The sequence below is a fragment of the Pseudomonas sp. S04 genome (assembly GCF_009834545.1).
Taxonomy (GTDB): Bacteria; Pseudomonadota; Gammaproteobacteria; order Pseudomonadales; family Pseudomonadaceae; genus Aquipseudomonas.
Genome location: NZ_CP019427.1, coordinates 5,025,514 through 5,046,493 on the forward strand (window position 1 = coordinate 5,025,514; position 20,980 = coordinate 5,046,493).

Below are 20,980 nucleotides of genomic sequence, written 5' to 3' on the forward strand. Positions count from 1 at the left end.
TCAAACTTCTGGGGAGCGCTTGACCGGGAACGAGACGAAAGGCTTGATCTCCTTGAGCACAAACATACTCTGCATCTCTTTGATGCCAGGCAGCTGTCGGACCACCGACATCGCAAAGTCAGAAAAAGAGTCGAGATCACGCGCCACTACCTGCATCAGGAAGTCCGCGTCGCCACCGATGCTGTAGCACGCCACCACACCCTCCAGCTGCATCACTTGCTGCTCGAACTTCTGGGCCTCGGCTTCGCTGTGATGGTCGATTCTGACCCTTACAAACACCATCACCCCTAACCCGATCTTGCGTCGGTCCAACACCGCCCGGTAGCCCTGAATATAACGATGCTCTTCCAACTGGCGAACTCTGCGCCAGCAGGGCGAGGCCGACATGCCGATCTGGTCGGCCAGGGTCTGGTTGGTGATCCTGCCATCCTGCTGCAAGGCTGTAAGGATTTTAATATCTGTCAGACTGAGCATCTGATCGGTCATAAATTCCCACCTCTCGCAATAAAAAGGTAAATCCTACCAGAACCGATCCTCCCACGGATCAAAGTAGAAAAAAATTACCCGTCTAAAGGCGATAGTATTTCTTCAGCATCTGACATCGGATGTACAGGGCCTCAGCCTCCAGGCACAAATCGACAAATATATCCAAGGCGGACTGAAGCTCAGGCATAAATGCAAGAAAACTAAAGCGCCCTAAAGTGTAATTAAGCGGAAAAACGACTGTGGATAAGTGATCGCGATCTGACGTCATTGATAAAATCAACATAACCAACGTTTTATAGATGGAATCGAGGTGTATATGAATTTCGATGCTGCCGTTCACAAATGTGTAATTGTCGTCGACAACACGCTGGGGTTGGGACATGCAGTAAATGCGGTAAGCGTAATAGGTGTCAGTCTAGGACGTTCGGTAGAGGGTCTGGTTGGACCTGACCTGCAAAGCAGTGACGAGGTTAATTACCCTGGAGTCATATACGCACCTTTGCCCATTTTGCGATCCAGCAGTGATCACTTGCAGGAACTCCATAAGAAAGCGCTGCTGGACAATGAAATTCATAGCATGCCCTTCAGCGCCCTGGCGCAATCCTGCAAGACGTATGAGGAATATGAGGCGCGCATCTGCGAGGCCGATAGTTCAGGCATAGAGTTGGTTGCCCTTGGTTTGGTCGGGCCACAGAAAAGCATCAGCAAGTTGACGGGCAATCTTTCGTTATTTAAATGAACTGCTGAGATGCCGTATTTTTTAGAACGCAGCCATGGCGTAGATGAAAGACTGAAGTGAAGTCGTTTAATTTTGACTTCCGAGCACGTAAGAAACCAGCACCTAATAATAAACAATCCGAGAAAAGCGATATGCTCAACGTATCACAAGCACTTACCTATACGGCAGCGCTGGGCATCGCAGCGGCCATTCCCGGTCCCGGCATGGCCGCGCTGGTAGCACGGAGCGTCAGCGGTGGCACCCTATCGGGCTTTTGCCTGCTGTTTGGGTTGATACTCGGCGATCTGACTTACTTGTCATTTGCCATCTTTGGACTGGCGATGATCGCCGCGCACTTCGATGCATTGTTCCAATTGGTGCGCTGGGCGGCTGCGCTGTACCTGTGCTATCTGGCTTGGCAATTCTGGTTCGCCAACCATCAGGCTATTGAAATAGGTCAACCAGCGAAGAAAAAGGAACTGCTGTCGGCGGCGATATCAGGCCTGACCATTACCTTAGGCAACCCGAAGACCATCGGCTTCTATCTTGCGTTGTTGCCGCTCGTGATCAACCTTGAAACAGTCTCGCTACAGACGTGGGGGCTGATGCTGGTGCCATTGACCATTCTCGTTCTATTGGGCGTTGGCGCACTGTTCATTGTCAGCGCGGCGCGTGTCCGGCACCTGCTATCGAGCCTGAGAGCCCAACAGTGGCTGTTCCGCGGTGCGGCGGCGATCATGGTGGCGGCCGCCGCGGCGATGCTGATTGCTTGAAGCAGGCAGAGCCCGTGAAACAACAGTTTCACGGGCTCGCTGTTGAAGTTTGCGAGACGCTATTCTAGAAACTGGTGCGCAGCGTAAAGGTCATGTTTCGCGGTGCACCATAGTAGTTTTGCGACTCTACTGGCCCGGTCTGAGCGTAATAGACACGGTCGAAGATGTTTTCGATGTTCATCGACAGGTTCACGTTTTTACTGATGTCGTAGGCTATACGGCCATTGTAGAGGGCGTAGCCCGAACCTTCGTGCTTCACACCGCTGCCCAGCATGTAGGTTCCACTCTGAATACGCGTGCCGACACCTACCTGCCACTTGGCGAATTCGTCAGGCAGTGTGTAGTTGGCCCACACCCGCGCCGCATGAGCGGGCATCTGAGTCAGGAAGCTGCGGCCTTCCAGGCTGACATCGTCCGGGTTTTCCAGGTAGCGACTGCGGGTGTAGGTGTAGCTGGCGCTGAGTTGCAACCCAGTCATGACCTGGCCGTTGATTTCGGCTTCAAACCCCTCTGAACGGACTTTGCCTCCGGCGATATAGCAAAACGTGGTGTACGGGCTAAAGCACGGCGAGGGAAAAGACTGGTCGATCTGTGCCCGACCATTGAAGTTTGTCTGGTAGATCGCGAACGAGGTGTTGAGAGCGCCCTCGTAAAACTCGCCTTTGAGGCCCAACTCATAAGTTTCTCCAGAGCGTGGGGCTAAGGTGTTGCCGGCATACGTCATGTAGTCGGTTTGTGGGGAGAAGATTTCGGCGTAGCTGGCATACGCCGACCAGTTATGCGTCAGTTCATACACCAGCCCGTAGAAGGGAACGACCTTGGCATTGGTTTTCTGGCCGGTGGGTTTAGAGACGCCGCTTGGCTCGGCGATCTGGTCCTGGCTGTAATCCCACCAACTAACGCGGGCACCGATGATGACGTCCAGCGGATCAAGCACGTTCATCCGCAAGGAACCATAGACGCCTTGCTGGTCGAGCGTTGACTTAACGGTGCGGTAGCGGGCCAGGCGATCATATTCTGGCGGGATGAATTCGAGGATGTTCGGAATGTTTTCGGTTTCTGCATACCATTGGGTGTCATAGCGACCAGAGTCGCGCTTGGCGTGCGTGGCGTTGGCCCCGAGGATGACTTCGTGGCGGCGTTCGAACAGTTCGAAGTGCCCGTTGAGGTACGCGTCGGTGTTGTACTGATAGTTGTTTTCCGAACGACTTTCCGCCCAGTTGTAGCCACCGCCATGGGTCAGCGGATCAATCAGGCCGCCGGTGTTGCTGTAAATGGTGTCCAGATTCATTTTGGTGTAGTTGGTGGTCAGGCTCATTCGCCAATCGTCGTTGAGTTGGTGCTTGGCTTCGAGGAACACCTGAGTGGTTTCCACATCGTTGTAGTCCGATGGCGAACTCAGGTTGGTCGAACGTTTCCAGTCAATGTTCGCACCGGTCTTGTAGGCTGGAAGGCCGAAGTCCATCACCCCACGGTTGTTCACGTTCTGGTAGGAAAAACCGGTGCTTATCAGGGTTTTTGGCGACAGGTCGAACTCCAGGACGCCATAGGTCGAGGACCGCTCGGTCTTGGCGTTGTCATAAAAGTACCCACGATCGCCGTAGGAAGTTACCAAACGGCCCCGAACACTCTTGCCTTCGTTAAGTGGACCCTGGACGTCGACTTGTTGTTGATAATTGTCCCAACGCCCCGCGGATGTAGTGGTGCCCAGGTGGAAGTCCGCTGATGCACGTTTGCGCACCAGGTTGATGGCACCACCCGGCGAACCGGCACCCTGAAACAGGCCGGCTGAACCCTTGAGGAATTCAACGCGTTCGTAGGGCACCAGGTCAGCCCAGTTCTGCGAGGTAATGCTGTTGCTGTTGGGCAGCGGAATGCCATTGATCTGGTAGTTGTCGATCTGGTAACCGCGGGCGTAAGGCTGGTTGTCCCCCACCATATAGCCGTAGGTGATCACACCGGGCAGGACGTTGTAGACGTCATCCAGGGTCTGGATGTTCTGGTCCTTGATGCGCTGGGCGGTGAGTACCGTAATGCTCTGTGGAATATCCTTGAGGGGACGCTCGCTTTTACCGATGCTTACGGCGCCCGTGGTGTATGAGCGGGTGTCCTCGGTATTGATGCCCAAACCGGCGCCCTGAATGGTGGTAGCACCCAGTTCCAGTGCGTCGCCCTGGTAGGGAGCGGCAATCAGGTAGCTGCCATCGGCGGTTTTTTGCGCCACCAGGCCGGTGTTACCGACGATACGCTCCAGCGCTTGCTCAACGCTCAGTTGCGCATGCAGGGCGCTCGCCTGACGACCTTCGGCAACGTCAGTGGCGAACAGTATTCGGCTCCCGGTCTGCGCCGCCAGCGCGTTCAGGGATTTATCCAGCGCCTGTGCCGGGATATCCAGCGAATAAACAGCGCCTTGTGCGTTGACGGTGCCTGCCAGCATCAGGCCGCTCGCGAGCAAGCTCAGGCGAAGCGATGACGTGTTCTTACCCATGATTTCCCCATTCGAACAGTCGATAAAAGCGTTCTTCATGGGATTGGCGTATGGGCCGAGCCAGATGTTGAGGCTGATCTGGAAATAATTCTCATTTGTTTAAATGACGGTATTTTTATCAGCGAGCTTTACTGAAAGTGATGCTGCCGTCGGCCGCGCGCGCGAGGCTTACTGGCAGGATCGATGGCAGCAGGCCGATCAGCGCTTCGACCGAGTTGCTGTCAAATTCGCCGGAGAGGCGCAATTCGCCGACCTGCGCATCTGCCAACCGCAACGGTTTGCTACGGTAATGCTGAAGGTCCGCGATCACCTCGCTCAAAGGGGTGCCGTCAAAGCGCAACTTGTTCTGACGCCAGGCGGTGAGGGCCGCGACATTGACTGGCCGCACGTCGCCCAAGTGGCTCGATGACGCCCGCAGTTGCTGGCCGCCGTTCAGTCTGACGGCTGCAGAACGATTGCTGCTGACCTCAACGGCACCCTCGATTACAGCCACGTCCACGCCACGAGCATCACTGCGCACATCAAATACCGTACCGATGTCCCGGACACTGACGCCTTGGCTGCGCACGATAAAGGGTGTGTCGGCATGCACGACGGTGAACAGCGCTTCGCCGTGACGTAATTCCATTTGGCGGCTGCGCAGGCGCTTCTCAATGATCAAGTGACTGCCGGAATTCAACTCGACGCGGCTACCGTCGGCTAATTCAAGCTGTTGCCGTTGGCCTAGTGCGACCTGAACATCTTCGGTGTGCCAGGCGGGGTCGAGTAACCACACGGCACTGCTCAGAGCCAGGACCAGGAGGCCGCCGCAAGCCGCATTCCGGCGTTTACGGCGGCTGTCAGTCATTGCCTTGCCTTCGGCCAGCAGGGCTTCCCTGGACGGAACGCGCTCGCGCAAAGCCTCGGCAAACGGTTGCAACGGATCGTCCAGGTCGGGGCGGCGTTTTTTGTCGAGCGTGTCCGGCCGATTCATGTTTTCACCTGCTTCTGTTGCCGCACAAGCCGGCGTGCAGGCTCCCAGCGCAGAATGATGGCGGCCATGGCACGGCCAAAATGCTGGGTGACCATATTCAGGGAAATATCCAACTCATCGGCAATTTCACGTTGCGGCATGCCATGGATACGGTGCAGCAAAAATACCTGGCGCTGGCGCGCCGGCAGCGCCTCGATGATTGCCAGCAGGGCATGCACGTGTTGTTCGAATTCGACTGCCCGTGCACCGTCCCAACTATCCATTCCCTCTTCCGGTGACTGGTGCGTCAGAACATACAGGCTGCGAGTGCGCTCGGCGCGGATGCGGTCGATGGCGCGGTTGAAACTCATCTTGCGCAGGAATGCCAAAGGCAGTGCGACTTTTTCCTGGGGCGGCTTTTCGAGAATCTGGATACAAACGTCGTGAACAAGATCACGAGCAAAGTGTTTGCCGTTGAAACGAAGCCGGATGTACTCCACCAGCGAATCGTAGTGAAGGGTCAGCGCAGTCATCAGCTCTTCATTGGGCGACGTCTTCGACATGGTAAGCAAACGGCATTGATGAGAATGTGTCTCATTGTATCGTCATCTTTGCGGCGTTTGCGAGCCGTCCGATGTTGTTCATTAAACTGATATGGCTAATTGAGCCGATTGGTTGTGCTCGGTCATCTCTAGCCTCACCTACTCCCGCGCCCACGCAAAACGTAACCCCACAGACCGACTAGACTTCTTCACTCCAGTGCCGCAGGTCCCTGTAGGCACTCCCCTAAGCTGTCATTCCCACCGAATTGAACTGAGTACACAATCATGTGTGAATCATGCGATTCAGGCTCTGTTTCAAAAGTGAACACTCGTCGTCATTTTCTTCGTCTGGTCGGATTGGGAGCTGGCGCCCTGCTGCTGGCCGGCGCTCTGCCCGGCAGGCTTGCGCAGGCAGCCGAAGCAACCTCCGCACCGCCCAAACCGAAAAACGTCATCAGCCCGGATGAGGCACTCAAAAGGCTGATGGCCGGCAATGAACGTTACGTTAGCGGTAACTCCGAAACCCACGATTTCAAGGACGAGCGTGAAGCCTTGGTCTCCGGCCAGAATCCTTTCGTGGCAGTCCTCAGTTGCTCCGACTCGCGTATCGCACCCGAGTACGCGTTTGATACCGCACGCGGCGATCTGTTCGCCATACGCGTGGCGGGCAACTTCGTTACCGATGAAGGTCTGGCGAGTCTTGAATACGGTGTCGCGGTGCTGGGGGCACCGCTGATCCTGGTCTTGGGGCATGAGCGGTGCGGCGCTATCGAGGCCGGTATCAAAGCCATCAAGGATCACACGGTGTTCCCCGGGCACATCCCGAAACTGACGGACGCACTCAAGCCCTCTATCGAAAGCGTGCTCAAGCAACCAGGGGAACTGGTGGAAAACGCCACCGTGCAAAACGTCAAGGACTCGGTCGAGCGCCTGAAGAAAGCCACTCCCCTGCTGAGCGATGCACTCGACAAGGGCAATCTGAAAATCGTCGGCGGCATCTATCGCCTGGCAACCGGTAAAGTCGAGCTGATTGCCTGAGCCGTGCTGGCTGCAATCCTCTACCCCTGAGATATAATCGGCCAGCCAGTTAAAAAGAGACCTTGTTTATCAAGGTCTTTTTTCGCCCGTAGAAAAGTGACCCACACCACCGCACAAGGACCTACTCCCATGGACCGCCCCCTGGAAACCGTCGCCCTCTTCGCCCTCAAGCTGGTTCACGAGAGCGAAGGTCAAAGCCCGATCCTGCGTGACGATCCGGTCATGGACGACTACCAGCGGGAGGTTTTCCAGTTGCTGGTGCGCCGTGGTGATGTGGCGGCGATCCAGTTGAAAGTGGCGACCTGCGTTGGCCTGGCGCTGGCGGCCCTGGGCGGGGTGGACAAACCCATGGGCCGTGAGCTGCAGCGCCTGGCCGCGGAGTTCAGCCAGGCGCAGACGCTGGAGCAGATGCAGGTTCCGCTCCTGGCGCTCAGGGACTACCTGAAAGACATTCAGTGAGGGCCCTCGCGCGCCCTACTCGTCCTTGCCCGACGCGCGTACTGCGACTTCGATCGCCCGCACGCTGATCGCCGCGAATATCGCGGTCATCAGCACGCCGTTGAACCCCAACAGAATTGCCAGCACCCGCGAGACGCCCAGCTTGGGTACCAGCTCGCCATAACCGATGGTCAAGCCGGTCACGAAGCCGAAGTAGATGCCGTCCAACGGCGCCCAGCCTTCCAGGTGGCTGATGATCAGGCCGCACACCACGATCAGCAAAAACAGGATGGAGAAAATCGGCCAGACGACGCGAAAGTAGAAGCCGACGGCTTTGTAGAACTCACGGCGCACGTACGCTGAATGCGTGGATGTCATGGTGTGGGCTTCCTGGGGGTGATGACCCATTGGGGGACCCCATCAGCTTGGCACAGGCCTCGGAAAATCGAGGTCAATTGTTGATTATTTGTGTTCAACGGTCGCCGCTGTCCTGGGCTGCGGTCGGCGGCCCTGGATCAACCCCGCCACCAGCGCTGCCAGTATCAACAGGATCGACAGTCCTTCATTGATATCCACTCGGTGGCCCAGCATCAGCACCGAGCCGGCAACCCCGAACACCGGGATCAGCAACGACAGCGGCGCCACCCGGGACACCGGATACTCGCGCAGCAACAGGTTCCAGCCCCAGTAACAGAAGTGAGTCGCCGCGTAGACCTGGAACAGCAGGGAAAACAGCGCCAGCCACTCGAAGTGCCGGACCAGCCCGGTAAAAGGCGCCGAACCATGGGCCAGCCAGGTCAGGAACAACAAGGGAATCGGCGGAAACAGGCTGGCCCACACCACAAAGGCAAACATCTCACGCACTTTCGACTGTTTGATAATGACGTTACCGACACTCCAACTGAATGCGCTGACCAACAACAGCACATACCCCAGGGTCGTGGCCTGGCCGGGACTGTTGACGATGATGCACAGCAAGCCCACCACGGCCAGCCCCACGCCCACCAGTTGGCCGAGACGCAAGCGCTCGCGAAACAGCAGCACGCCCCAGCCCAGGGTGAAAAAGGCACTGAACTGGACCAACAGTGCCGCCGTCCCGGGCGGCACCCCAAGCTCGATGCCCAGGTTGATCAACGCCCACATCGCCACCCCAAAAATCAGGCCATAGGCCGCCAACCAGCCCAGGGCGATCGGCGGACGGCGGACAAAAAACACCCAGGGCAACGCTGCCAGGGTGAAGCGCAGGGCCGTCAGCAACAGCGGATCAATCGCCGCCAGGCCCAGCTTGGTCACCGGAAAGTTCAGACCCCAGACCGCCGTCACCAACACGGCGAGGATCAGGTGTTTGTTTTGCATGCTCGGCCATTCCACAAAATGAGGCCGACACTATGGACAATGAGCGCCACGGCCCGCTTGCACTATCAGGTCATTGATCGGTAGATTTGGGCCATGCGCGACATTGATATCGATCCCTACGAACACACGCCCCGCGACGCCGTGGTGACTGCCAACGACTATTGCGACGGCCTGCACTTCGCTCGGCATAGCCATCAACGCGGGCAATTCGCCTACGCCGCCTGCGGGGTGATCACGGTGTTCACCGACCAGGGCAACTGGGTGGTGCCCCCACAACGGGCCGTCTGGGTCCCGGCCCATGTGCCCCACGAAATGCACATGCACGGGCCGGTGACCATGCTCAACAGCTACATCCGCCCCATCGCCGCCACACGGCTCGGCCTGCCGGCGCACTGCCAGGTGTTTGGTGTGTCGGCGCTGCTGCGCCAACTGTTGATCCGCGCCATGGACGTGCCGGCGCTGTACGCCGAGGACCAGCGGGACGGCCACCTGATGAACCTGCTGCTGCACGAAATCGCCGACATGCAGCCGCTGTCGCTCAATGCGCCGCTGCCCAGTGAGCCGCGCCTGGCCCAGGCCTGCAGCAAGCTGCTGGAGCAGCCGTCATTGGCGATCGGGATCGACGACATGTGTCGCCAGGTCGCCATGAGCCGCCGCACCTTTACCCGGCTGTTTCGCGAGCAGACCGGAATCAGCTTTGTCGAATGGCGCCAGCAGGCGTGCCTGTTGATGGCCGTGGTACGCCTGGGCAATGGCGAGGCCGTGACGCGGGTGGCAACCGATCTGGGCTACAGCAGCCCGAGTGCGTTCACCGGGGTTTTCCGGCGGGTGCTGGGGCAGGCGCCGAGTCGCTACTTCACGCAAAATAGCCAGGCTTGATTGAGCTGTGGCGCTTCACACAAACAAAGGTTCCCATGGATGAGTACACCCTTGATGATGTCCTGCACGGTAAACAACGGTCTGCCCCTCGCCCCCGCCGCCGAGCCGGTCAGCGTGCCCTGGTGGAGCTTCGGTAAAACCGTGCTGGCGGCCACGGCGCTGACCCTGGTGCGCGATGGCCTGGTGGCGCTGGACGAACCGGTACCGGAAGGTCCGTTCACCTTGCGCCAATTGCTGCGGCATGAGGCCGGGCTGGCGGACTACGGCCAACTGGCGGAGTACCACGCAGCCGTTGCCCGGCATGAAACCGCGTGGTCGGCCGAGGAGATGCTGCAACGCCTGGACGCTGCCCGGCTGCGTTATGCGCCGGGCAGTGGCTGGGGCTATTCGAATGTCGGCTACCTGTATATCGCCCGGTTGATTGAGCGTACCACCGGCCTGACGCTGGAAGAGGCGCTGATCCAGCGGGCGCTGGCGCCTTTGGATATCGTCCAGGTACGGCTCGCCAGAGTGCCCGGCGACCTGCAAGACATGGCCCCGGCCTACGATCCGGCGTGGGTGTATCACGGCCTGTTGCTCGGACCGCTGCAGCAGGCCGTGACCTTCCTTGATCGGCTACTGGCCGGGCAGTTGTTGCCGGATCATTTGTTGAGCGAAATGCAGACCCTGCGTCAGTTAGGCGGGCCAATAGCTGGCCGACCCTGGGAGTCTGCAGGTTATGGCCTGGGAGTCATGAGCGGCACGATCTCGGGGGGCTTGCACCTGTGTGGGCATACCGGCGGTGGGCCCGGCAGTGTGGTGGCGGTTTATCGGGCCACGGATGGCGAACATTCGGCGAGCTGTGGGGCGTTTCTGCAGGGGGGTATGGATGGAGAGGTCGAGGCGGCGGTGGTCCGCGACTTGAGACTAGCCTTGGCCAGTGCCCAATAACCCGGCAGCGCGTTTTTATTCGTAGGAGCAAGGCTTGCCCGCGATGCCTTCAGGGGCACCGCGTCTATCCGGCCAGCGCGCAGTATCGTTGACGTCCATCGCGAGCAGGCCGCAAGCGGGCGCCCGCTCCTGCAGGGATTCAGGGTGTTCGCAGATTTTGCAGATACCACCACCGAACCTGTGTAGGAGCGAGCCTGCTCGCGATGGTCGTCAACGATGACACGCCAAGCCAGATTCACTGCGCTGCCATGAAGTAACGGAGCACGCCTACAGCACTCAAGGAAACGTCTGATTTATCTCCCGCAAGAGCGTCATCTAGCGTGGGTCCTTTCGTCAAATCGACAGGGACCTATCTGGCATGAAGCGCTATCACATCACCGTCGGGGCCAAGACCACTGCCGACGGCACCGTAATGACCGGCTACGAATTCTGGACCATCGATGGCCAGCCCATCGCCCGCGAAGGCGACGAGGTCGCTTGTCCGGCCTGCGACAGCACTGGCGTCATCGTCTGTGACGGTCCGCACCTGGTGGATCTCATGCAAGGACGCCCCACCGCCCTGGACGGTGACCTCTGTCACTGCAAGTGCGACCCACCACCCCGCCTGATCGCCAACCAGACCCTGCAGTGCCAGGAGTTCAAGGACCTCGCACCAGATCCGCGCTTCACGCCGCCGTCCACTCCGTTCACAACCCAGCAGCCTGCAACCGGGCCGCGCTCATCCAATTTCACCTCAACACCCAGCCGCCCCACACCCACCTTCACCGAACGACCTGAAAGGGTCTGCGAAAATCTCTGGATCAGTTACCAGCAACAAGCCGAGTCCATCGTCGCACCCGGCGGCCAGTTGATCGCCGATCCCAAGGCCCGCAACCGCGCGATCAATGCCGCCTACGCCCGACTGTGGCTGCAGGACCCGCGTTTCCAGTGGGCCGGCCTCGCCGCCTTCGCCTCAAAACAGGTGGGTTGTGGCTTGCTGCATGCCGCGGATTCGATCGACCGGATCCAGGCTGAATATGACGCCGAGCAGCAACTGCAACAGAGTGCCAGGTCAGGGTTCTATGGCTTGCTCGAGCCCAGCGAACGCGAGCGACAGGCCAGACTCCAGACCTTCCGGCAAGCACAACGCGACTACGAGCACGCGCTGCGCAACAATCCGCTACCAGGTATCGACTTCAGGCCCGAGGGCGAACTGTCCTACGCGCAGCAGCTGTACCAGCACGTGTACAAGATGTTGGCCATGGGCAATACCACGCTGTTCCTGGACGTGTATCCGTTGCATGTTTTTTATCAGGAGCGGGGGATGTCTGCGCTGGAGGCCTGCTTGCCTTCGCGCAAAAACATCTATGGGAATGTTCAGAATCCGGTGCTGTGGCCTGTGGCGCAGGAAAGGCTGGAGTTCGGTACTAACTACGAGGAAATCCTGCAAGCATTTCAGGCCATTGAGATTGGTAGTATCGCCCGAAGTGTTGAGCTACTGGCGGAGCATGAACAGGTGAACATCCTGCAACCGGCAATGTACAGCGACCGAACATTGGTAGCGCTGCTGCGTGGCAACCACTTGTCCCATGTCACCAACTTTCCATCCGGAGTTGCTCAAGCCATCGAGTTGACACTGGCCAGTCAATGCCAACGAATGGATGACGGACGCACCATCGACTTCGGTCGACATCTCCTGGCCGACTTGTCCGATATCCAACAACGCATGCCGTTCGTACTCAGGGCTGCGGCGCAATTTGAAAGTCTATTGCGTAGCAATCATCGCAACCAGATTGAACAGGCCATCCAGGATATCGCCGCAGGCTGGGGAGTGCGATGAGACTGCCTGGACGGGTGTCTTGGCGACGCTGTGGAGTCGGACTGATCCTTGCTTCGCTCGTGACCGTATTGGCGTTTGAAACACAGTCGAAAGATGAAATCTCACTGGTCATTGGCGAGCCTTACGAGGCCATGCGCAAGCGGTCCAGCGCAGCTATCGGCCCGGCCATTCCCGGGCACTCCTGGTTCAATACTCCCAAGTCGGATGCTAGCCTGCGTTTCACCGACCCCCAGTACGGATTCATCACCCCGCTGGCCCGATTCTTTACGGTTAGTTTCACCGATGAACTCGTCAGAAGCGTACGGCTTTCCCCGCAAATCGAACCCCTGTTGCTCGACGATACCCTCAAGGTAGTGCTGGACCTGCAGGAGCAATGGCACAACGCTGGGTGGGTGCCGATCCGCGTCGAACAAGACCCTCCGTTCGCCGACACCCCTCAATGGCGTGCCCAGTTGCGGGATGTGAACAAAGGCGGAACCTCTTACTGGCAAGCAGGGAACCAGTATCAGGTGATGCTGGTGGTCAATCGTTTCAAAGACATCAAGCGCCCCACAGAAGAGCGCTACCTGATCAAGCTGGCACTGGCCAGACCCTGGGTGAAACCGTGATTCCGGCGCTTGCTGGCGGGCAAGTCATTGATGACTGAGCTGCGCCTTTTTGTAGGAGCGGGTGCCCGCTCCTACAAAACGCTTAACTAATCGGCGTTAAGGCTTGCCCGCGCACTCAGGGACACCGCGTCTATCCAGGCAGTACGTGTCATCGTTCACGTCCATCGCGAGCAGGCCGCAAGCGGGCGCCCACTCCTACAGTGGAATGGGGACGAGCATGCCTACCCCTCCAACACCGGCAACACCACCCGCGCCTCCAGCCCGCCGACCTTGCGGTTTCTCACGGTCAGTTCGCCGCCATGTTCCAGCACGATCGCCCGTGCAGCCGAGAGGCCGAGGCCGACGCCGCCGGTGCTTTTGTTGCGCGAACCTTCCAGGCGATAGAAGGGCACGAATACCTGTTCGTGGCTTTCCTTGGGGATGCCCGGGCCGCGGTCCAGGACGCGGATGGTCACGTGGTCGTCGTGGCTGCGCAGTTCAATGGCCGGTTCGCTGGCGTATTTGAGGGCGTTTTCCAGCAGGTTGGTGATCACCCGCTTGAGCCCCAGCGGCCGGCCGAGGTAGGCCAGGCGCGGTGGGCCGCTGAAGGGGATGTCGATGGACTGGTCGCGGTAATCGTCGATCAGGGTTTGCAGCAGTTCGGCCAGATCGAACGGCGTGGCCTCTTCGAGACGGGCGTTGTCGCGGAAGAATTCCAGGCTGGAGTTGATCATGGCGTGCATCTCATCAACGTCGCGGAACAGCTTGGCCTGCAGTTGCGGGTCGTCGATGAACTCGCCGCGCAGGCGCATGCGGGTCAGTGGTGCGCGCAGGTCGTGGGAGATGGCGGCCAGCATCTGCGTGCGGTCCTTGATGAAGTGCTGCAACTGGGCCTGCATCGCATTGAACGCGAGGATCGCCTGGCGGATTTCCAGCGGCCCCAGCGGCTTGATCGGCGGCGCACGGAAGTCCACGCCAAAGCGTCGCGCGCCCTGGGCGAAGGTCTGCAGCGGCCGGGCCAGGCGGCGGGTGGCGATCAGCGCCACCAGGCCAGTGGACAGCAACACCAGGGCGATCACGATCAGGTTGCGCGCCCAATGCTCCAGGCCCCAACTGCGCGAAGGCATGCTGAACATCAGCCAGGAACCGTCGCTCAGTTGCATCGCCATGGCGTACTGGCCGTCCTGTTGTGGCCAGTCCGTCGGTTGATAGGCTTCCAGGTGCTGGCTGTTGAACAGTTGGTGGGCCTTCGCCGTGTTGGCCCGGGTGGCCGCCTCAGGGGTTACCGGCAGGCCCAGGGCCGCATGGCTTTGGCTCCAGCGGATTCCCAGGCTACTGTCACTGGCAGCAGCAGCCAGTTGCGGGCGTTGCGCGGGCTCGGAAGCGGCAATGACCCGGCTCAGGGAGGAAATTTTTTCCAGCAGCCCGGTCTCGGTCAAAGGTGGATAGGCCCACACCCCGGCCACCTGGGTGAACAGGGCGTAGAAGCCCAGCGACGTGAGCATCGCCAGGATGGTGGTGAGGGCGATCCAGCGCGTCACGGTGTCCCGCGAGCGCAGGCACCAGCCCGCCCGCCAGCCCTTCATTGACGGGTCACGCTGGGGGTGAACAGGTAACCACCGTTGCGCACGGTGCGAATCATTTCCGGGCGTTTGCTGTCGATTTCCAGCTTGCGCCGCAAGCGGCTGACCTGGACATCGATGCTGCGGTCGAAGGCTTCATGGGTACGCCCACGGGCCAGGTCCAGCAGCAGTTCGCGGGTGAGGATGCGCTGCGGGTGTTCGACGAATACCAGCAGCAGGTCGAACTCGCCGGCCGACAACGGGATCATGACCTGGTCCGGCGAGCGCAGTTCGCGGCGCGTGAGGTCCAGTTGCCAGTCGGCGAACTTGATCAGCGGATGCGGCACCTGGCCGGTCAACGGCCGGACTTCACCCACCCGACGCAACACCGCGCGCACCCGCGCCAGCAGTTCGCGGGCGTCGAAGGGTTTGCTCAAGTAGTCGTCGGCGCCCATTTCCAGGCCCACCACCCGATCACTCAGCTCACCCATGGCGGTGAGCATGATCACCGGCGTGGTGTATTGCTGGCGCAGGCGCTGGCACAGGGTCAGGCCGTTGTCGCCGGGCATCATCAGGTCGAGGATGATCAGGTCCGGCATTTGCTGCTCGATAGCCGCCCACAGCGCGACGCCGTCGGTGGCCACGGCCACGTCATAACCTTGCTGGACAAAAAACTTACTCAGCAGATCGAGGACCTCAAGGTCGTCGTCCACGATCAAAAGATGGCTCACCGGCGGGCATCACTCAACGACTGATAGTGCGGATATCTAAAACCATTCGGCGCGCCGCGTCATTTATTTCATCCTGGTCACAAAGCGACGCAGCGGTAAAAAACCAGACATCTTTGTGCAAGGCGCAGCTGCCAGGATCAAGCTCCTTTTCTACGAAGACTGTTCGCCATGCCTTTGTTCAAGCGCTCCCCTGCACTGTTTCGCAATGCCGCACTGCTGTTGAGCTTGACCTATCTGTACGGATGCTCCAGTCGCACCTCGACCGATAACCCGATGACCTGCGCGCAAGTCAGCTACCCGTTGTATGACCCGGCCGAGCCAGTGAACCGCGGGATCTTCGCCTTCAACCAGGTGATTGACGAGTACGCCGTCGCGCCGGTCGCCCGGGGTTACGGCTACACGCCGGAATTCTTCCAGTTGGGCATGCACAACTTCACGACCAACTTCAACGAACCGACGGTGTTCCTCAACGACCTGTTGCAAGGCAATGGCCAGCGTTCGCTCAACACCCTGGGGCGCTTCACCCTCAACAGCACCGCCGGCTTGCTGGGGGTGATCGATGTCTCGGACTCCCTGGAAATCCCGCGCCACAGCTCGGACTTCGGCCAGACCTTCGGCGTCTGGGGCATCCCGGACGGGCCGATCGTCGAAGTCCCAGTGCTCGGGACCGCCAACAGTCGCGATGCCGTAGGCAAGGTGCTGGCAGTGGCCATCAACCCGTTCGGCGACCATAGCGATACCGTCGAGACCCTGACGACAGTGGCCAGTGTCGGTGGCACCATCGACAAGCGCGCCGAAGCGCTGCCGCTGACCGACGCCCTGCAAGCCCTGCCGGACCCGTACAGTGCGCTGCGTGACGTCAGCGCCGAAAAACGCGCGGACTTTGTCCAGAACGGCAAACGCGGCGCGTCCGGGCTGCACGACGATCTCTGCACAGAAGCTCCAACCGATGCCACGTAACAGCCCGTCGCTGATGCTCGAGCAACGCCTGGTCAAACGCGCCAACACCGGCCTGCACTGCAGCGAGACCAGCCTGCGGTTGTCGGAAGACCAGCGTGAATTGATCCTCAGCCGCTACATCGAACTCTACCGCCCCGAAGGCGTGGAGTGGGTCGAGCGCAGCCACCGAGTCTCGGTGACTGCCCTGCTGCGCTGGATCATCGCCCAGGGCGAAGCACTGCCGGTGGAGCAAGGCCAGGAGCTGCCGGCACGCCAGGCAATGAACTGAATTGCGCCGATAAGGGCCGCCTTCAAGTTGGGTTATCATCGCCGGCTAATTTTGCCCTGGAGCTTCGCCCCGGATGTCCACGCCAGCACCGCAGTCCACCCCCTCCACACCCTTGCCCGCCGTCCTGGTCGGCCCGCTGTTGCGGCGCCTGGAACCGACGCGCCTGGTGCTGTGGCTGGTAGGCTCGCGGGAGCTGGCGCTGACCTTGCGCCTGGCGCCTGTGGGCGACCTGGTGCTCGATGCGACGCGCTGCCAGGTCATCCCGGTCGGCACCCATGCCTTTGTCCACCTGATCGACATCCACCTGGACAGCGCCCTGCCCCAGGACATCAGCATCGACTACGACCTGTTGATCCGCGAGGACGACGCCAGCCTGGTCGGCATTGCCCAGTGGGCCCCGCACCTGCTCTACGACCAGGCACAATCGCCGAACTTCGTCCTGCGCAGCCGCATCGATCAACTGCTCCACGGCTCGTGCCGCAAACCCCATCATCCGGCCAACGACGGCTTGCTCTGCGTCGACCAGTTGCTGGCGACGCCCCATGAGCCGAGCCAGCGCCCGGCACTGCTGATGATGAGTGGCGACCAGGTCTACGCCGACGATGTCGCCGGGCCGATGTTGCGGGCCATCCATGCTCTGATCGAACGGCTGGGGCTATACGGCGAACACCTGGAGGGCGCAGTGGTGCAAGACAGCGCCGCGCTCTACCAGCACCCGGCCAGCTACTACCATCGCGCCGACCTGCTGCCGGCACTGGAAAGTAACGACAGCCTGCGCGAACGGTTTTTCGGCGGTGCGCGCAAGCCGATCTTCACCAGCAGCAGCGCCGACAATCACCTGGTGACCTTCGCCGAAGTCATGGCCATGTACCTGCTGGTCTGGGGCCCGACCGCCTGGACCCTGATCGACCCGCAGCCACCGGTGCTGACACCCGAGCGCCGCGAGCGCTACGCCCTGGAACAGACCCGGATCGATGGCTTCAAGCAGGGGCTGGGCAATGTCGCCCGGGTGTTCGCCCACCTGCCCTGCCTGATGATCTTCGACGACCACGACATCACCGACGACTGGAACCTCAGTGCCCAGTGGGAGGAAACCGCCTACGGCCATCCGTTCTCCAAGCGCATCATCGGCAACGCGCTGCTCGCCTACATGCTGTGCCAGGGCTGGGGCAACAACCCGGATGCCTTCACCGCGCTGCTGGAAAAAACCCGCGGCCTCAACCCCCAGGACGGCTACCTGGACAACAGCGCCCAGGATGAATTGATCGGCGACCTGCTGAAATTCCAGCAATGGCACTACGTGCTGCCGACCACCCCGGCACTGGTGGTGCTCGACACCCGCACCCGGCGCTGGCGCAGTGAGTTCAACCTCAAGCAGCCCTCGGGCCTGCTGGACTGGGAAGCCCTCAGCGAATTGCAGCAGGAACTGCTCGACCACCCCTGCGCCATCATCGTGTCGCCGGCGCCGGTGTTCGGCGTCAAGCTGATCGAAACCGTGCAGAAAGTCTTCAGTTGGTGCGGCTACCCGCTGCTGGTGGACGCGGAAAACTGGATGGCCCACCGTGGCGCAGCGCAGGTGATCCTCAACATCTTTCGCCACTCGCGCACGCCCGGTAATTACGTGATCCTCTCCGGCGATGTGCATTACTCGTTCGTCTACGAGGTGCTGATCCGGCATCGCACCGCCGGGCCACGGATCTGGCAAATCACCAGCAGCGGCATCAAGAATGAATTTCCGCCGAGCCTGCTGGAGTGGTTCGACCGCCTCAACCGCTGGCTGTACTCGCCGCGCTCGCCGCTGAACTGGCTGACCAAACGCCGGCGCATGCAGGTGGTGCCCCATGTGCCCGAGCACGCAGAAGCCGGCGAACGCCTGTGGAATTCGGCGGGCATCGGCCAGGTGTTTTTCAATCAGCAGGGCCAGCCGCAAGCGATCTACCAGCACAACGCCAATGGCGCAGAAAAAACCCGGATGGTGGCGCCGACGGTCGATTGACCACGGCCCCACACCAACGCAGTACTCACTAGGTCTACGAAGGATACGTATGCTCACACGGAACAAGATGGTCCCCGAACTGACGGTCAGCGACATCCAGCAGAGCCTGGCGTTCTGGACCGACCTGATTGGTTTTCAGATCGCCTACGAACGCCGCGAAGAAGGCTTTGCCTACCTGGATTTCGACGGCGTGCAAGTGATGCTCGAACAGTACATCGCCGAGGACGACGGGCAATGGCACACCGGCGCACTGCAAGCGCCGTTTGGCCGCGGGATCAATTTCCAGATGACGGTGGATCGCGTCGAGCCGATCCTGGCCCGCCTGGCCGCTGTGCAATGGCCGCTGTTTCGCCCCTTTGCCGATGCCTGGTATCGCTCGGGTGAAGTAGAGGTCGGCCAGCGTGAATTGATCGTGCAGGACCCCGACGGCTATCTGTTGCGACTGGTCGAAGCCCTGGGCGAAAGGCCTGTGCGCTAGCGCCATAGCCTGCGCCGACAGGGTTATCAGTTTATCAATAATGCTTATTTGGCCCCTGCCGCGATTGACGCTCCAGGCCTGGCGCGCCCCTAATGCAAGACCACCAGAACCCGCTCGGCGGCCTGCTGGTCGGGGGCGCGTCAGCCGGTAAACAGCCCTGCGTCGCACACCGGCTTCGCGCTCCAGCCAGCGCTGGACTACCCTTGCTGCACCTTGAATGTTCTGTGCCACACCGCGACTGCCCATCTGCCCGACACGCTGTGCAATCACTCAGAGAACGACCCATGCTCAGAGATATTTTAATTATTCTTACGGCATCGCTGGTGGTCATTGCGCTGTTCCGGCGCTTGAACCTGCCACCGATCCTTGGCTACCTGTGTGTCGGCTTGCTGGTCGGGCCACAGGCGTTGGGTTGGGTCAGTGACTCCGAAGGCCTGCCCTACCTGGCGGAGCTGGGGGTGGTGTTCCTGCTGTTTTCCCTGGGCCTGGAGTTTTCGCTGTCGAAAATGCTCGCCCTGCGCAAAGTGGTATTCGGCCTGGGCAGCCTGCAGGTGCTGGTCTCCAGCGTGCTGTTAGGCGGAGCCCTGTACATGGCGGGCGTGCAGCCCAGTGCCGCGGTCCTGTTGGGGGCCGGCCTGGCGCTGTCCTCCACGGCCATCGTCAGCAAAGAGCTGACCAGCCTGGGCGAGGTCTTCAGCCCCCATGGCCAGAACGCCATTGGCGTGCTGCTGTTCCAGGACGTGATCGCTGTCCTGCTGCTGACCATGGTGCCGGTGTTTTCCGGGACGTCCGGACAAGCCTGGTATTGGGCCCTGCCGATTACCCTGGGCAAGACCGTGGTGCTGTTTGTCGGCCTGTTCCTGATCAGTCGCTGGCTGTTGCCCAAGCTGTTCGACGAGATCGCGGCCTCGCGCTCCGCCGAGCTGTTCGTGCTGCTGGCCCTGGTGATTGTGATGCTGACGGCCTGGCTGACCCATCTGCTGGGACTGTCACCTGCACTCGGGGCATTTCTGGCGGGCATGCTGCTGGGTGAAAGCAGCTATCGCCATCAGATCGAGGCCGACATCCGGCCATTCCGGGATATTTTGCTCGGGGTGTTTTTCGTCAGTATCGGCATGCTGATCGACCTGAAAATATTCCAGAGCCACGGCTTGCTGATTGTCGGCTTGACCCTGGCGCTGCTGGTGACCAAGGGTGTGGTGGTCGCCCTGATCCTGCGGTTCACTGGCAGCAACAGCGAAACCGCCTGGCGCAGCGGCCTGGCCCTGGCCCAGGGTGGCGAGTTCTGCTTTGCCCTGATGACACAGATGCAAGCCAACAACCTGGTGTCCAAGGAGCTGAGCGGGCTGTTGCTGACCGCGACCTTCTGCTCGATGGTGGTCACCCCGCTGATGCTGCGGGTCGCGCCGGCCATCGCCAAGCGCCTGCACCGGGCGCCGAACGATGCGGTCAACATGGATGAAATCGCCCAGCAAAGCCAGGAACTGCAGGGGCACGTGATCATCTGTGGCTACGGTCGCGTCGGCCAGGCCATCGGCCGTGTGTTGCAGGGTGAGCACTATCGGTTTGTCGCGGTCGATGACGACCCGGCGCAGATCCAGCACGGGGCCGAGCACACGCATGTGCACTATGGTGATTCGCGGCGCCTGGAACTGCTCACCGCCCTGGGGATAAGTCGCGCCCGCCTGGTGGTGATCGCGGTGAATGACCCGGATGCGGCAATGGCCATTACCCACGCCGTGCGCCAGATCAACAGCACCATCGAAATCATCGTGCGCACCCAGGACGACAGCCAGACCCTCGAGTTGAAAACGGCCGGTGCCACCGAGGTCGTCCCCGAAGTGCTCGAGTCGACGCTGACCCTGGCGGCCCACACCCTGATCATGCTCGGCACCTCCAAAGAGCGGGTGCAACTGCGGGTCGAGGACGTGCGACGTAATCGTTATCGCTTGCTGTAGGCCGGATAAAAGCCAATCCAC

Annotated in this window: 21 protein-coding genes; 13 read left to right on the forward strand and 8 right to left on the reverse strand. The window is 60.4% G+C overall.

Translation table 11 applies throughout. From position 1 onward, the window contains the following. Complete coding sequence (locus PspS04_RS22325; RefSeq protein WP_159997821.1) at nucleotides 1-486, reverse strand: Lrp/AsnC family transcriptional regulator; 486 nt, start codon at nucleotides 484-486, stop codon at nucleotides 1-3. 316 nt (nucleotides 487-802) lie between these two features. Between PspS04_RS22325 and PspS04_RS22330 the strand changes: the two genes are divergently transcribed. After that, on the forward strand, nucleotides 803-1,225 hold the full coding sequence (locus PspS04_RS22330; protein ID WP_159997823.1) for a DUF2000 domain-containing protein: 423 nt from the start codon (nucleotides 803-805) through the stop codon (nucleotides 1,223-1,225). A gap of 131 nt (nucleotides 1,226-1,356) precedes the next feature. Then, complete coding sequence (locus tag PspS04_RS22335) at nucleotides 1,357-1,977, forward strand: LysE family translocator (protein ID WP_159998908.1); 621 nt, start codon at nucleotides 1,357-1,359, stop codon at nucleotides 1,975-1,977. A gap of 64 nt (nucleotides 1,978-2,041) precedes the next feature. Here the strand turns inward: PspS04_RS22335 and PspS04_RS22340 are convergent, their stop codons facing one another. The 3 genes from PspS04_RS22340 to PspS04_RS22350 form a co-directional block, all read right to left on the reverse strand. After that, on the reverse strand, nucleotides 2,042-4,465 hold the full coding sequence (locus tag PspS04_RS22340) for a TonB-dependent siderophore receptor (RefSeq protein WP_159997825.1): 2,424 nt from the start codon (nucleotides 4,463-4,465) through the stop codon (nucleotides 2,042-2,044). A gap of 118 nt (nucleotides 4,466-4,583) precedes the next feature. Continuing rightward, entirely contained in the window at nucleotides 4,584-5,438 is an 855-nt protein-coding gene (locus tag PspS04_RS22345) for a FecR family protein (protein ID WP_174244597.1), read from the reverse strand. Beyond that, entirely contained in the window at nucleotides 5,435-5,950 is a 516-nt protein-coding gene (locus PspS04_RS22350; protein ID WP_095166148.1) for an RNA polymerase sigma factor, read from the reverse strand. Before PspS04_RS22350 ends, PspS04_RS22345 begins: the two co-directional genes overlap by 4 nt. 294 nt (nucleotides 5,951-6,244) lie before the next feature. Here PspS04_RS22350 and PspS04_RS22355 point away from each other — a divergent pair, with 294 nt between their 5' ends. Both PspS04_RS22355 and PspS04_RS22360 read left to right on the forward strand, forming a co-directional pair. Further along, nucleotides 6,245-6,997, forward strand: a complete 753-nt coding sequence (locus PspS04_RS22355; protein ID WP_159997827.1) for a carbonic anhydrase — start codon at nucleotides 6,245-6,247, stop codon at nucleotides 6,995-6,997. Between the two features lie 129 nt (nucleotides 6,998-7,126). After that, nucleotides 7,127-7,456: a hypothetical protein gene (locus PspS04_RS22360; protein WP_159997829.1), complete on the forward strand. Its 330-nt coding sequence runs from the start codon at nucleotides 7,127-7,129 to the stop codon at nucleotides 7,454-7,456. 15 nt (nucleotides 7,457-7,471) lie between these two features. Here PspS04_RS22360 and PspS04_RS22365 read toward each other — a convergent pair whose 3' ends face one another. Together PspS04_RS22365 and PspS04_RS22370 are read right to left on the reverse strand one after the other, a co-directional pair. After that, the gene (locus PspS04_RS22365) at nucleotides 7,472-7,813 is read right to left on the reverse strand and encodes a potassium channel family protein (RefSeq protein WP_159997831.1); all 342 of its coding nucleotides are present in this window, start codon (nucleotides 7,811-7,813) and stop codon (nucleotides 7,472-7,474) included. 84 nt (nucleotides 7,814-7,897) lie between these two features. Next, entirely contained in the window at nucleotides 7,898-8,791 is an 894-nt protein-coding gene (locus PspS04_RS22370) for an EamA family transporter (protein ID WP_159997833.1), read from the reverse strand. Nucleotides 8,792-8,884: 93 nt separating this feature from the next. Here PspS04_RS22370 and PspS04_RS22375 point away from each other — a divergent pair, with 93 nt between their 5' ends. The 4 genes from PspS04_RS22375 to PspS04_RS22395 all read left to right on the forward strand — a co-directional run bounded on the left by PspS04_RS22375 (nucleotide 8,885) and on the right by PspS04_RS22395 (nucleotide 13,027). After that, nucleotides 8,885-9,670 (forward strand): AraC family transcriptional regulator, encoded by a 786-nt coding sequence (locus PspS04_RS22375; protein ID WP_159997835.1) that lies wholly within the window; start codon nucleotides 8,885-8,887, stop codon nucleotides 9,668-9,670. A gap of 54 nt (nucleotides 9,671-9,724) precedes the next feature. Beyond that, a complete protein-coding gene (locus PspS04_RS22380; protein WP_159998912.1) occupies nucleotides 9,725-10,600 on the forward strand; it encodes a serine hydrolase domain-containing protein in 876 nt (291 codons plus the stop codon). A gap of 358 nt (nucleotides 10,601-10,958) precedes the next feature. Next, a complete protein-coding gene (locus PspS04_RS27890) occupies nucleotides 10,959-12,419 on the forward strand; it encodes a PAAR domain-containing protein (RefSeq protein ID WP_237234939.1) in 1,461 nt (486 codons plus the stop codon). After that, the gene (locus tag PspS04_RS22395) at nucleotides 12,416-13,027 is read left to right on the forward strand and encodes a hypothetical protein (protein ID WP_159997837.1); all 612 of its coding nucleotides are present in this window, start codon (nucleotides 12,416-12,418) and stop codon (nucleotides 13,025-13,027) included. The genes PspS04_RS27890 and PspS04_RS22395 overlap by 4 nt, the downstream gene beginning before the upstream one ends. Nucleotides 13,028-13,248: 221 nt before the next feature. Here the strand turns inward: PspS04_RS22395 and PspS04_RS22400 are convergent, their stop codons facing one another. After that, nucleotides 13,249-14,592, reverse strand: coding sequence for an ATP-binding protein (locus PspS04_RS22400; protein ID WP_159997839.1), 1,344 nt, complete (start codon nucleotides 14,590-14,592; stop codon nucleotides 13,249-13,251). After that, nucleotides 14,589-15,299, reverse strand: a complete 711-nt coding sequence (locus tag PspS04_RS22405; RefSeq protein WP_095166105.1) for a response regulator — start codon at nucleotides 15,297-15,299, stop codon at nucleotides 14,589-14,591. Before PspS04_RS22405 ends, PspS04_RS22400 begins: the two co-directional genes overlap by 4 nt. A gap of 168 nt (nucleotides 15,300-15,467) precedes the next feature. Here PspS04_RS22405 and PspS04_RS22410 point away from each other — a divergent pair, with 168 nt between their 5' ends. From PspS04_RS22410 to PspS04_RS22430, 5 genes are all read left to right on the forward strand, one after another. Further along, on the forward strand, nucleotides 15,468-16,259 hold the full coding sequence (locus PspS04_RS22410) for an MlaA family lipoprotein (RefSeq protein ID WP_095166107.1): 792 nt from the start codon (nucleotides 15,468-15,470) through the stop codon (nucleotides 16,257-16,259). Then, a complete protein-coding gene (locus PspS04_RS22415) occupies nucleotides 16,249-16,527 on the forward strand; it encodes a hypothetical protein (RefSeq protein WP_095166109.1) in 279 nt (92 codons plus the stop codon). The genes PspS04_RS22410 and PspS04_RS22415 overlap by 11 nt, the downstream gene beginning before the upstream one ends. Before the next feature lie 73 nt (nucleotides 16,528-16,600). Further along, nucleotides 16,601-18,523, forward strand: a complete 1,923-nt coding sequence (locus PspS04_RS22420) for an alkaline phosphatase D family protein (protein WP_159997841.1) — start codon at nucleotides 16,601-16,603, stop codon at nucleotides 18,521-18,523. A gap of 49 nt (nucleotides 18,524-18,572) precedes the next feature. Further along, nucleotides 18,573-19,001 carry a bleomycin resistance protein gene (locus tag PspS04_RS22425; protein WP_095166112.1) on the forward strand — a complete coding sequence of 143 codons (429 nt, stop codon included), beginning with the start codon at nucleotides 18,573-18,575 and terminating at the stop codon, nucleotides 18,999-19,001. A 284-nt stretch (nucleotides 19,002-19,285) separates the two neighbouring features. Next, complete coding sequence (locus PspS04_RS22430) at nucleotides 19,286-20,959, forward strand: cation:proton antiporter (RefSeq protein WP_095166114.1); 1,674 nt, start codon at nucleotides 19,286-19,288, stop codon at nucleotides 20,957-20,959. Nucleotides 20,960-20,980: the final 21 nt, after the last annotated feature.

Excerpts from the sequence above, each read along its gene's own strand:
- PspS04_RS22325 (WP_159997821.1), bottom strand. The coding sequence starts at position 486 with ATGACCGATCAGATGCTCAGTCTGACAGATATTAAAATCCTTACAGCC.
- PspS04_RS22330 (WP_159997823.1), top strand. The coding sequence starts at position 803 with ATGAATTTCGATGCTGCCGTTCACAAATGTGTAATTGTCGTCGACAAC.
- PspS04_RS22335 (WP_159998908.1), top strand. The coding sequence starts at position 1,357 with ATGCTCAACGTATCACAAGCACTTACCTATACGGCAGCGCTGGGCATC.
- PspS04_RS22340 (WP_159997825.1), bottom strand. The coding sequence starts at position 4,465 with ATGGGTAAGAACACGTCATCGCTTCGCCTGAGCTTGCTCGCGAGCGGC.
- PspS04_RS22345 (WP_174244597.1), bottom strand. The coding sequence starts at position 5,438 with ATGAATCGGCCGGACACGCTCGACAAAAAACGCCGCCCCGACCTGGAC.
- PspS04_RS22350 (WP_095166148.1), bottom strand. The coding sequence starts at position 5,950 with ATGACTGCGCTGACCCTTCACTACGATTCGCTGGTGGAGTACATCCGG.
- PspS04_RS22355 (WP_159997827.1), top strand. The coding sequence starts at position 6,245 with ATGTGTGAATCATGCGATTCAGGCTCTGTTTCAAAAGTGAACACTCGT.
- PspS04_RS22360 (WP_159997829.1), top strand. The coding sequence starts at position 7,127 with ATGGACCGCCCCCTGGAAACCGTCGCCCTCTTCGCCCTCAAGCTGGTT.
- PspS04_RS22365 (WP_159997831.1), bottom strand. The coding sequence starts at position 7,813 with ATGACATCCACGCATTCAGCGTACGTGCGCCGTGAGTTCTACAAAGCC.
- PspS04_RS22370 (WP_159997833.1), bottom strand. The coding sequence starts at position 8,791 with ATGCAAAACAAACACCTGATCCTCGCCGTGTTGGTGACGGCGGTCTGG.
- PspS04_RS22375 (WP_159997835.1), top strand. The coding sequence starts at position 8,885 with ATGCGCGACATTGATATCGATCCCTACGAACACACGCCCCGCGACGCC.
- PspS04_RS22380 (WP_159998912.1), top strand. The coding sequence starts at position 9,725 with ATGATGTCCTGCACGGTAAACAACGGTCTGCCCCTCGCCCCCGCCGCC.
- PspS04_RS27890 (WP_237234939.1), top strand. The coding sequence starts at position 10,959 with ATGAAGCGCTATCACATCACCGTCGGGGCCAAGACCACTGCCGACGGC.
- PspS04_RS22395 (WP_159997837.1), top strand. The coding sequence starts at position 12,416 with ATGAGACTGCCTGGACGGGTGTCTTGGCGACGCTGTGGAGTCGGACTG.
- PspS04_RS22400 (WP_159997839.1), bottom strand. The coding sequence starts at position 14,592 with ATGAAGGGCTGGCGGGCGGGCTGGTGCCTGCGCTCGCGGGACACCGTG.
- PspS04_RS22410 (WP_095166107.1), top strand. The coding sequence starts at position 15,468 with ATGCCTTTGTTCAAGCGCTCCCCTGCACTGTTTCGCAATGCCGCACTG.
- PspS04_RS22415 (WP_095166109.1), top strand. The coding sequence starts at position 16,249 with ATGCCACGTAACAGCCCGTCGCTGATGCTCGAGCAACGCCTGGTCAAA.
- PspS04_RS22420 (WP_159997841.1), top strand. The coding sequence starts at position 16,601 with ATGTCCACGCCAGCACCGCAGTCCACCCCCTCCACACCCTTGCCCGCC.
- PspS04_RS22425 (WP_095166112.1), top strand. The coding sequence starts at position 18,573 with ATGCTCACACGGAACAAGATGGTCCCCGAACTGACGGTCAGCGACATC.
- PspS04_RS22430 (WP_095166114.1), top strand. The coding sequence starts at position 19,286 with ATGCTCAGAGATATTTTAATTATTCTTACGGCATCGCTGGTGGTCATT.